Origin of the sequence: Micromonospora sp. 15K316 (assembly GCF_004348525.1) — a bacterium.
Taxonomy (GTDB): domain Bacteria; phylum Actinomycetota; class Actinomycetes; order Mycobacteriales; family Micromonosporaceae; genus Micromonospora.
This window is the reverse complement of the sequence record NZ_SMKG01000213.1, coordinates 1-10,460: the sequence shown is the minus strand read 5'-3', so window position 1 is coordinate 10,460 and position 10,460 is coordinate 1. Positions and strand designations below refer to the sequence as shown.

General features: G+C 73.4%; 9 protein-coding genes. 4 read left to right on the top strand and 5 right to left on the bottom strand.

Annotated features, from left to right (window positions below):
- Positions 1–36 precede the first annotated feature (36 nt).
- Positions 37–648, top strand: coding sequence for a histidine phosphatase family protein (locus E1211_RS26655; RefSeq protein WP_132352068.1), 612 nt, complete (start codon positions 37–39; stop codon positions 646–648).
- Here E1211_RS26655 and E1211_RS26650 read toward each other — a convergent pair.
- The 3 genes from E1211_RS26650 to E1211_RS26640 all read right to left on the bottom strand — a co-directional run bounded on the left by E1211_RS26650 (position 578) and on the right by E1211_RS26640 (position 3,440).
- On the bottom strand, positions 578–1,084 hold the full coding sequence (locus E1211_RS26650) for an Lrp/AsnC family transcriptional regulator (RefSeq protein ID WP_132352066.1): 507 nt from the start codon (positions 1,082–1,084) through the stop codon (positions 578–580). The genes E1211_RS26655 and E1211_RS26650 overlap by 71 nt on opposite strands.
- A gap of 101 nt (positions 1,085–1,185) precedes the next feature.
- Entirely contained in the window at positions 1,186–2,328 is a 1,143-nt protein-coding gene (locus tag E1211_RS26645) for an acyl-CoA dehydrogenase family protein (protein WP_132352064.1), read from the bottom strand.
- The gene (locus E1211_RS26640; protein ID WP_132352062.1) at positions 2,325–3,440 is read right to left on the bottom strand and encodes a Xaa-Pro peptidase family protein; all 1,116 of its coding nucleotides are present in this window, start codon (positions 3,438–3,440) and stop codon (positions 2,325–2,327) included. The genes E1211_RS26645 and E1211_RS26640 overlap by 4 nt, the downstream gene beginning before the upstream one ends.
- A 208-nt stretch (positions 3,441–3,648) precedes the next feature.
- Here E1211_RS26640 and E1211_RS26635 point away from each other — a divergent pair, with 208 nt between their 5' ends.
- Positions 3,649–5,022, top strand: a complete 1,374-nt coding sequence (locus E1211_RS26635) for a glycosyl hydrolase family 18 protein (protein WP_132352060.1) — start codon at positions 3,649–3,651, stop codon at positions 5,020–5,022.
- Positions 5,023–5,041: 19 nt separating this feature from the next.
- Here the strand turns inward: E1211_RS26635 and E1211_RS26630 are convergent, their stop codons facing one another.
- The gene (locus tag E1211_RS26630) at positions 5,042–5,923 is read right to left on the bottom strand and encodes a winged helix-turn-helix transcriptional regulator (protein WP_132352058.1); all 882 of its coding nucleotides are present in this window, start codon (positions 5,921–5,923) and stop codon (positions 5,042–5,044) included.
- Positions 5,924–6,277: 354 nt separating this feature from the next.
- On the opposite strand from E1211_RS26630, the gene E1211_RS26625 reads away from it, so the two are divergent.
- Complete coding sequence (locus E1211_RS26625) at positions 6,278–6,508, top strand: hypothetical protein (RefSeq protein WP_132352056.1); 231 nt, start codon at positions 6,278–6,280, stop codon at positions 6,506–6,508.
- Positions 6,509–6,556: 48 nt separating this feature from the next.
- Positions 6,557–7,477 (top strand): 5'-3' exonuclease, encoded by a 921-nt coding sequence (locus tag E1211_RS26620; protein ID WP_132352054.1) that lies wholly within the window; start codon positions 6,557–6,559, stop codon positions 7,475–7,477.
- Between the two features lie 47 nt (positions 7,478–7,524).
- Here E1211_RS26620 and E1211_RS26615 read toward each other — a convergent pair whose 3' ends face one another.
- Entirely contained in the window at positions 7,525–10,308 is a 2,784-nt protein-coding gene (locus E1211_RS26615; RefSeq protein ID WP_132352052.1) for an RNA helicase, read from the bottom strand.
- Positions 10,309–10,460: the final 152 nt, after the last annotated feature.

Below are 10,460 nucleotides of genomic sequence, written 5' to 3'. Positions count from 1 at the left end.
GCCCTGCCCTCCCCCGGCTCGTGGTTGACTGGGGGAATGGGAGAGCTCCTGCTGATCCGGCACGGCGAGACGACCTGGAGCGCCAGCCGCCGGCACACCTCGTACACCGACCTGGAGCTCACCGCCGACGGGGAGCGGCAGGCCCGCACCCTCGCCGCGTTCCTCGCCGGCCGGCGCTTCGCGCGGGTGCTGGCCAGCCCCCGGGTCCGGGCGCTGCGCACCGCCCAGCTCGCCGGTCTCACCGTCGACGCGGTCGACGAGGACCTCGTCGAGTGGAACTACGGCGACTACGAGGGACGCACCACCGTCGACATCCACGAGGACGACCCGCGGTGGAACATCTGGACCGACGGCTGCCCGGGCGGCGAGACCCCCGGGCAGGTCGGGGAGCGGCTGGACCGGGTGCTCGACCGGGTCGCTCCCCTGCTGGACCAGGGCAGCGTCGCGCTGGTCGGGCACGCCCACAGCCTGCGGGTGCTCGGCGCCCGCTGGATCGGCCTACCGCCGTCGGCCGGTGGGCTCCTGCGACTGGACACCGCCACCGTGAGCGTGCTCGGTCACGAGCACGGGCGGCGGGTCATCCTGCGGTGGAACCAGCCCGCTCCTCCGGCGCCCGGGACCGCGCCCGACTCGCCGGCCCGCCACTGATCTTCGGCGGCCGGTTCTCGTACGGGGTGGAGAGCACCACCGTCGTACGGGTGGTGACGTTCGCCGCGGTACGGATCTCCTGGAGCAGCCGCTCCAGATCCGCGGGGCCGGCCACCCGCACCAGCAGCATGTAGAAGTCCTCGCCCGCCACGGAGTAGCAGGAGTCGATCTCCGGCAGGTGCGCCAGCCGCTCGGGCGCGTCGTCCGGCTGGGACGGGTCGAACGGCCGGATCGCCACGAACGCGGTCAGCGGCAGCTCCAACGCCTCGAACGCGACCCGCGCCGCGTACCCCTTGATGACGCCACGCTGCTCCAACCGGCGTACCCGCTGGTGCACCGCGGACACCGACAGGCCGACCTTCTCGGCCAGGTCCGTGTACGAAAGCCGGCCGTCAGCGGTCAGCGCGGCGATGATGGCGCGGTCGGTCTCCTCCACGGCGTGCAAACTACCGGGAAAAACGTCGGACGGCGACGAAGCGGCGCGGGCCGGCGCGCGGTGATGAACCCAACGCGCCGGCCCGAACACACCGGGTCGCCTCAGCCCTTCGACAGCGCCCGCGAGATGACCAGCCGCTGGATCTGGTTGGTGCCCTCGACGATCTGGAGCACCTTCGCCTCCCGCATGTACCGCTCGACCGGGTGGTCGGCGACGTAGCCCGCGCCGCCGAGCACCTGCACGGCGTCGGTGGTCACCCGCATCGCCATGTCGGTAGCGAAGAGCTTCGCCTTCGCGGCCTCGACCGCGTACGGCCGCCCGGCGTCGCGCAGTCGTGCGGCCGAGAGCAGCAGGGCGCGGGCCGCGGAGATCTGCGTCGCGTTCTCGGCCAGCAGGAACCCGAGCCCCTGGAAGTCGATGACGGCCCGGCCGAACTGCTGCCGCTGCTTGGCGTACCCGACCGCGTAGTCCAGCGCGGCCTGGGCCAGCCCGACCGCGCAGGCGGCGATGCCGAGCCGTCCCGAGTCCAGTGCGGACATCGCGATGGTGAAGCCCTTCCCCTCCCCGCCGACCAGCCGCTCCGCCGGCACCCGGGCGCCGTCGAAGGCGATCTGCGCCACCGGCGAGGAGTGCAGGCCCATGGTGCGCTCGGGGGCCTGCGGCTCGATGCCGGGCGTGTTCCGGTCCGCGACGAGGCAGGAGATGCCCGCCGGGCCCGGCCCGCCGGTACGGCAGAAGATGTTGTAGAAGTCCGCCGACCGGGCGTGGGTGATCCACGCCTTGGTGCCGGTCACGACGTACGCGTCGCCGTCGCGGACCGCCTTCGTGGTGAGTGCCGCGGCGTCCGAACCACCCTGCGGCTCGGTGAGGCAGTACGCGCCGAGCAGCTCGCCGCCGATCATGTCGGGAAGTAGTTTGCGCTGCTCCACCGTGCCGAACTGGGCCACCGGGTAGCAGGAGAGGGTGTGCACGCTGACCGCCTCGGCGACCGCGAGCCAACGGCTGGCCAGGATCTCCAGGACCTGCACGTAGACCTCGTACGGCTGGGCCGCCCCGCCGTACTCCTCCGGGTAGGGCAGGCCGAGCAGCCCGGCCCGGCCCAGGGTGCGCAGCACCTCGCGGGGGAACTCGGCGCGCCCCTCGTACCCGGTGACCTTGGGCGCGAGTTCCCGGTCGGCGATCTCGGTGGCGAGGTCCAGCAGGTCGCGGGCCTCGTCGCTGGGAAGGATCCGATCGACAGTCATAGTGCGGTGAGCTCCGTGGAAGTGGTGTTGAGCCGCTGCCCGCCGTCCGTCGTGCAGACGACGATGTCCTCGATCCGGGCGCCGTGACGCCCCGCGAGGTAGATGCCGGGTTCGATGGAGAAGGCCATGCCGGGCTCCAGCGCTCGGGCGTTGCCGGCGACCACGTACGGCTCCTCGTGACCGTCCAGGCCGATGCCGTGCCCGGTGCGGTGCAGGAAGGCCGGGCCGAAGCCGGCGTCGCTGATGATGTCCCGGGCGGCCGCGTCGACCGCCTCGGCGCTCGTCCCGGGGCGTACGGCGGCCACCGCGGCGTGCTGCGCCGCCCGCAGCACGGCGTAGTAGTCGGTGAACTCGGCCGGCGCCGGACCACCGGTGACGTAGGTGCGGGTGCAGTCGGAGCGGTAGCCCGACGCCATGGTGCCGCCGATGTCCACCACGACCGGCTCACCGGCGCCGATCGGCCGGTCGGAGGTGTCGTGGTGCGGGCTCGCGCCGTTGGGGCCGGCGGCGACGATGACAAAGTCGACGGTGACGTGGCCGGCGTCCCGGATCGCGGCGGCGATGTCGGCGGCCACCTCCGCCTCGGTGCGCCCGGGACGCAGCCACTGCCCCATCCGCCGGTGCACGGCGTCGATCGCCGCGCCGGCCTCGGCCAGCGCCGCCACCTCGGCCGGCGACTTGCGGATGCGCAGGTCGCGCAGCACCTCGCCGGCGAGTCGCTGCTGCGCGCCAGGCAGCGCCGCGCGCAGGGCGAGGACCTGCTCGGCCCACATCCGGTCGGCGAGCCCGACAGCGGTCACCGGCCCGCCGAGGGCCGCGGCGACCAGCGGGTAGGGGTCGGTGCCGTCGGCGTGGTCGACGATGCGGACCCCGGTGGCCGGGGCGGGGGACGCCTCGGCGGCGGGTCGTTCCAGGGCGGGCACGATAAGCGTCGGCGTTCCCTCGACGGGCAGCACGAGGCAGGTCAGTCGCTCGGCGGCGCGCGCGTGGTACCCGGTCAGGTAGCGCAGGTCGGCGCCGGGGGTGAGCAGAAGCGCGTCCAGTCCGGCCGCGGCGGTGGCGCGGCGCGCGGCGACCAGCCGTTCCGGCGGGTAGAGGTCGTCGATTTCCACGGCGTCAGCTTAACGGTCGTTCGGGGGGTCACCTAGCCGGCCGGCGCGCCGGGAAGCGCTCTCCCATTCATTGAACGACATCATTGACTCAGACAGTTAACACTCTTTAAGATTTGGCTTCCTCGAGGAAGACAAACCTGTCCGACCCGTACGCCCCGGCACCCCACCGGGGGGCACCCACCGCAACCCGTCCACGGGAAGGCCCTCGATGTCCACGACACGCCCCCGCCGCTCGGCCCTCGCGGCCGGCCTGCTCGCGCTCGCCACCGCCGGCGCGACCCTCGCCCTCTCCCCCGCCACCGCCGAGGCGGCGGTGCTACCGAACAACTTCAAGAGCGTCGGCTACATGCCGTCCTGGAGCGGCAACGTCACCAGCATCCAGTACAGCAAGCTCACCCACATCAACTACGCGTTCGTCCTGCCGAACAACAACGGCACCCTCCGGGCGGTGGAGAACCCGAGCAAGCTCTCCCAGCTGGTGTCGCTCAGCCACGCCAACAACGTGAAGGTGTCCATCGCGATCGGCGGCTGGAACGACGGCGATGACTCGGCCTTCGAGGCGCTCGCCGCCAACTCCGGCAGCCGCACCACCTTCGTCAACAGCGTCGTCAACTTCGTCAACCAGTACAACCTCGACGGCGTCGACATGGACTGGGAGTACCCGGACCCGGGCGCCTCGGCCAACAACTACAGCCTGCTGATGCAGCAGCTCAGCAACGCGCTGCGCCCCCAGGGCAAGCTGCTCACCGCCGCCGTCGTCTCCGAGGGCTACTACGTCCAGGGCGTCCCGACGGCCGTGTTCGGCTACGTCGACTGGCTCAACATCATGGCGTACGACGGTGGCAGCCCGCACGCCAACTACGACTGGTCGATCAACAGCCTGAACGGCTGGAAGGCGCGCGGCCTGCCGGCAGCCAAGGCGGTGCTCGGCGTGCCCTTCTACAGCCGGCCCGGCTACTACACCTACTCCGCGCTGGTCGGCATGGACCCGGCCAACGCCAACCGGGACTGCACCACGGTCAGCGGCGTCCAGCAGTGCTACAACGGCGTACCGACGGTCAAGCGGAAGACCCAGTGGGCGATGGCCAACGCCGGCGGGATGATGAACTGGGAGCTGTCACAGGACCGCAACGACTCGACCTCCCTGGTGAGCGCGATCTACGACACCGTCATGGGCGGTGGCGGCAACCCGCCCACCGGCCGCACCGGGCAGATCACCGGCATCGGCGGCAAGTGCGTCGACGTGGCCGCGGCGAACACCGCCAACGGCACGCCGATCCAGCTCTTCACCTGCAACGGCACCACCGCCCAGCGCTGGACGGTCGGCACCGACGGCACGCTGCGCGCGCTGGGCAAGTGCGCCGACATCACCAGCGCCGGTACGGCGAACGGCACCAAGGTCCAGCTCTGGGACTGCAACGGCAGCGGCGCCCAGGTCTGGCAGGCCCAGTCCAACGGCACACTGCGCAACCCCCAGTCGAACAGGTGCCTCGACGCCACCGACAACAGCTCGGCGGACGGCACCCGGCTGCAGATCTGGGACTGCTTCGCCGGCGCCAACCAGCGGTGGGTCCTGCCCTGATCCGCGCCGCGGACGCGGTTCAGGCCGGCCGGCTCCGGTGGACGAGGTCGAGCATCTCGTCCACCGAGCCGGCCGGATCGGTCACCGGGAACTGGACGGCACGGACCACCGCGGCCGCGTCGACGAGCAGCGTCAACCGTTTCAGCCGCGCGACACCGCCGGCACGGAACGTCGGCAGCAGCAGCCCCGCCGCGAGGCGACCGTCCTGGTCGGACAGGAGCGGGAACGGCAGCCGGGCGTACGCGGCGAAGTCGGCGAGCTGGTCGGGGCGCTGCGTGCTGACGCCGCGCACCTGCGCCCCGGCGGCCCGGAAGTCCGCGTACCGGTCGGCGTAGGTCGCCGACTCGACGGTGCAGCCCCGGGCGCCCGGGATCTCCCCCCACCCCGGCGGGTAGCCCGCGGCGCCCGGCGCGTAAGCCCCCGGGAAGAAGTAGAGCACGGTCCACTCGCCGGCGGCCGCCGGTGACACGGGCAGCCCGTCCGGTCCGGGCAGACTCACGTCGGGCAGCCGCCGCCCGACCAGCTGGTGCGCCCGCCGCGCCTCGGCCGAGCCGGCCTCGGCCGTCGCGGTCAGCTCCCCGTCGCCCATCAGGTGTCGCGTGCCCCAGTCCTGGAGCGCGAGCAGCACCGGCAGCAGCGCCTCCCCCTTGCGGGTCAGCAGGTAGTCGTAGCGGGGCGGGTGCTGCGAGTACGGCCGGCGCTCCAGTACCCCGTGCGCGACCAGGGCGCCGAGCCGCTCGGTCAGCGCCCGCCGGCTGACGCCCAGTTCCCGCTGCAGCGCGTCGAAGCGGGTCGTCCCCCCGGCGACGTCGCGCACGATGAGGAACGTCCACCAGTCCTCCAGGACGCCCAGCGCCTGCGCTATGCCGCAGTCCGCGTCCGCGAGGTCGGCCCGTCGCACATCTCACCTCCACTGCTCCGATCCGCCTCGACTATAGTTCGTTTCAAACTGAAACTATCCGGCTCGCGTCAACGGGGATGGACGACTCGAACATCGCGGGCGCGGGCCGAGTGTTCCCGTTCGGCGAACCGGCGCCGCCCGGCCGGCCCCGCTCCAGGCCGACTCGTGATCCCGAGAAGTCGGGTGTCACGCGGTCCGCAGACCCCGACCTACCGGGAACCCGAGTCGATCAACCGCCGGAAGCGCCCGGCGGGCAGCCGCTCGCCGCATCGTGGTTCCGGGCCTCCGGCTGCCCCGCCGTCGATACCCTGGGGCGAGGTGCCCGCCCGGGCGCCGGGACCGGAAGGACTGACGGTGACAGGCAACGAGCCCAGTCGTCACGCCATCCGTCGGCGGCGGCAGCTCTGGAGCGGAGTGCTCGCGCTTGTCGGCCTGGTGCTGCTGGTCATCGGGCTGACCGTCGCCGACGGCGTGGCGGCCTGGGTCGAGGTCATCGTGGCGGTCGTGCTGCTGGTCGTGGCCTACCTGGTCCAGGCGGTCGCCCGCCGGGACACGCTCTACCGCCGCGACGACGACCGGCGCTGACCGGCGCGGCGCTGTCGTTCGTCACAGGCCTGTGCCAGGCTGTCCGGCGTGGCACACCGACCCCCGATCCTGCTGATCGACTCCGCGAGCCTCTACTTCCGGGCCTACTTCGGCGTCCCCGAGTCCGCCGCCCGGGCCGAGGACGGCACCCCGGTCAACGCGGTACGCGGTTTCCTCGACATGCTCGCGACCCTCATCCGCACCCGGCGGCCCGACCGGATGGTCTGCGCCCTCGACCACGACTGGCGTCCCGACTGGCGGGTGGCGCTGCTGCCGTCGTACAAGGCGCACCGGCTGGCGCCCGAGGGCGGCGAGGTGGTGCCCGACACCCTCACCCCGCAGGTGCCGGTGATCCTCGACGTGCTCGCCGCGATCGGCATCACCACCATGGGCGCCGCCGGCTACGAGGCCGACGACGTGCTCGGCACCCTCTCGGTCACCCAGCCCGCCCCGGTCGAGGTCGTCTCCGGCGACCGGGACCTGTTCCAGCTCGTCGACGACACCCGGCCCGTGCGGCTGCTCTACGTCGGTCGCGGCGTGGCCAAGCTGGAGGACTGTGACGACAGCGCCGTCCACGCCCGGTACGGGATCCCCGCGGCGCGTTACGCCGACTTCGCGGCGCTGCGCGGCGACCCCAGCGACGGGCTGCCGGGTGTGCCGGGCGTCGGCGAGAAGACCGCGGCCCGGCTGCTCGAGCGCCACGGCGACCTCGCCGGCATCCTCGCCGCTCTCGACGACCCCCGCTCCGGGTTCGCGCCCGGCCTGCGCGCCAAGCTCGAGGCCGCCCGGGACTACCTGGCCGTGGCCCCGAAGGTGGTCCGGGTGGCGCTCGACGTGCCGCTGCCCGAACTACCCACCGCGCTGCCCAGCGCGCCCGCCGACCCGGACGCCCTGCTGGCGCTGGCCCGCCGGTGGAACCTCGCCGGCTCCACCCGACGCCTCGTGGACGCGCTCGCCGACAACGCCTGAGCCCGGCGGACGACCGGCCCCGCGCCCACGGCGCGGGGCCGGAACGATCAGGTGGCGTGGTAGGCCAGCACACCCCGGTTGATCGCGGCGATCGCCTGCCGCGCGGTGGAGCGCAGCTCGGCCGACGCGCCGCCGGAGTCACCGAGCTGGCCGAGCAGGTCGACCACCTGCCGCGCCCAGCGGACGAAGTCACCGGCCGGCATCTCGCCGTCGAACTCGTGACCGCTGGCGAGCACCTTGCCCAGCGCCTCGCCGCGCGCCCACCGGTAGATCGGCCACGCGAAGCCGAGGTCCGGTTCCCGGGTCACCGACAGGCCCCGCCCGGACTCGTCGGCCTCGATGTCGCCCCACAGCTTCAACGTCTCGTCCACCGCGTCGGCGACCGGGCCGCGCGGCAGCGACGCCCGCTCGTCCACGTCGCGGCGCGCCTCGAACACCACCACGGAGACCGCAGCGGCCAACTCGGCCGGGGAGAGCCCGTCCCACACACCCCGACGAAGGCACTCGGCGACCAGCAGGTCCGCCTCGCTCCAGATCCGGCCGAGGGTACGACCCGCGTCGGTGACCTCGCCGCCGGCGCTCAGGTAGCCGCGGGCGGTGAGCAGGGCGACGATCCGGTCGAAGGTACGGGCGAGGGAGCCGGTACGCCCGGCCACCCGCTGCCGCAGCTCCTCGGTGTCCCGCTCCAGCCGGCGGCGCCGCTCCGCCCAGCGGGCGTGCTCCTCCCGCTCCGGGCAGGCGTGGCAGGGGTGCCGGCGCAACTCGGTGCGGAGCTGGCTGAGCCGGTGGTCCTCGCCGATCGGCTGCCGGGACCGGCCGCCCCGGCGGCCGCCGTGCCGGTCGAGCCCGGTGGCGGCCACCGCCGCCGCCAGGTCCCGGCGGGCCGCCGGCGAGCGGTGGTTGAAGTGCTTCGGCACCCGCACCCGGGCGAGCACCTCGGCCGGGCTGGTGAAGTCCCCGGGGCCGACGCGGCCCGCCCAGCGGTCCTGGGTGAGCACCAGCGGGCGAGGCTCGCCGAACCCGCCCGCGGCCGGATCCAGCACCACCGCCAGTCCGGCCCGGCGGCCGGAGGGCACCCGGATCACGTCGCCGACCCGCAGCCGCTCCAACGAGGCAACCGCGGCCGCCTTGCGCTGGGTCTGCCCCTGGCGGGCGAGCGCCCGCTCCCGGTCGGCGATCGCCACCCGCAGGGCGAAGTACTCGTCGAAGTCGCCGTGGTGGCAGGCGGCCTCCGCGCCGTACGCCTCGATGGTCTCGGTGTTGCGCTGCACCTGCCGCGCCAGCCCGACCACCGACCGGTCGGCCTGGAACTGGGCGAACGACGACTCCAGCAGCGCCCGGGCGGGCTCCGCGCCGACCGAGCCGACCAGGTTGACGGCCATGTTGTACGAGGGCCGGAAGCTGGAGCGCAGCGGGTAGGTGCGGGTGGAGGCGAGGCCCGCCACGTGCCGGGGGTCGGTCTCCGGGGACCAGACCACCACGGCGTGCCCCTCGACGTCGATGCCACGGCGCCCCGCCCGCCCGGTGAGCTGGGTGTACTCGCCGGGCGTCAGGTCGACGTGCGCCTCGCCGTTGTACTTGACCAGCCGCTCCAGGACGACACAACGGGCCGGCATGTTGATGCCCAGCGCGAGGGTCTCGGTGGCGAAGACCGCCTTCACCAGGCCCCGGACGAAGAGTTCCTCGACGACCTCCTTGAACGCCGGCAGCATCCCGGCGTGGTGCGCGGCGAGGCCACGTTCCAGGCCGTCGAGCCACTCCCAGTAGCCGAGCACGGAGAGATCCTCGCCGGGGATGGCGGTCACCCGCGACTCGACGACCTCGCGGATCTCCGCCCGCTCCTCCGGGCTGGTGAGCCGCAGACCGGCGGCGAGGCACTGCTGCACGGCCGCGTCGCAGCCGGCCCGGCTGAAGATGAACAGGATCGCCGGCAGCAGCCCCTCCCGGTCGAGCCGGTCGACGATGTCCGGGCGCATCGGCCCACGCCAGCGCGGCCCGCGCCGCCCGCCGCCCGGGCCGGCGCTGCGCCCCTCACCCAGCTCCAGCCGGCGCGCCGTGTCGCGCGTGTAACGCAGCAGCTCCGGGTGCACGTCGTGTTTGCGGGCCGCGTCGGCGTCGTGGAACAGGTCGAACATGCGCTTGCCGACCAGCATGTGCTGCCAGAGCGGCACCGGGCGGTGCTCGCTGACCACCACCGCGGTCTCGCCGCGTACGGTGACCAGCCAGTCCGCGAACTCCTCGGCGTTGGAGACGGTCGCCGACAGCGACACGAGGGTGACCGAGGCGGGCAGGTGGATGATCACCTCTTCCCACACGCCGCCGCGGAACCGGTCGGCGAGGTAGTGCACCTCGTCCATCACCACGTAGGCGAGCCCCTCGAGGGTGCTGGAGCCGGCGTAGAGCATGTTGCGCAGCACCTCGGTGGTCATGACCACCACGGGCGCGTCCCCGTTGATCGCGTTGTCGCCGGTGAGCAGACCGACCTGGTCGGCGCCGTAGCGGTCCACCAGGTCGTGGTACTTCTGGTTCGACAGCGCCTTGATCGGGGTGGTGTAGAAGCACTTGCGGCGTGCGGCCGCCTCACCCTCGGGCGCCGGCGCGCCGCCGCGCAGCGCCAGGTGCACGGCGAACTCGCCGACCACCGTCTTGCCGGCGCCGGTGGGCGCGCAGACCAGGACGCCGCTGCCCCGCTCCAACGACTGGCACGCCTCCCGCTGGAAATCGTCGAGATCGAACCCCAGGTCAAGGGCGAACTCGTCCAACGCCGGGAAGTGGGAGGCCTGCGCGGCCCGGCGGCGCGCCGCGGCGTACCGCTCGGCGGGGCTCGACATGGCACCAAGATTAATGCGTGCCGGGAGGCGACACCGGACAAGGCCGACCGGATGGGCCGTCGGAGGCGGTCGGTAGGGTGCACACGTGCCGCAGCAACCCGAACCGTCCCAGACTCCCCCCGCGGGCGGCGCCGATGCGGTCGCCCCCCGAC

Excerpts from the sequence above, each read along its gene's own strand:
- E1211_RS26655 (WP_132352068.1), top strand. The coding sequence starts at position 37 with ATGGGAGAGCTCCTGCTGATCCGGCACGGCGAGACGACCTGGAGCGCC.
- E1211_RS26645 (WP_132352064.1), bottom strand. The coding sequence starts at position 2,328 with ATGACTGTCGATCGGATCCTTCCCAGCGACGAGGCCCGCGACCTGCTG.
- E1211_RS26615 (WP_132352052.1), bottom strand. The coding sequence starts at position 10,308 with ATGTCGAGCCCCGCCGAGCGGTACGCCGCGGCGCGCCGCCGGGCCGCG.
- E1211_RS26635 (WP_132352060.1), top strand. The coding sequence starts at position 3,649 with ATGTCCACGACACGCCCCCGCCGCTCGGCCCTCGCGGCCGGCCTGCTC.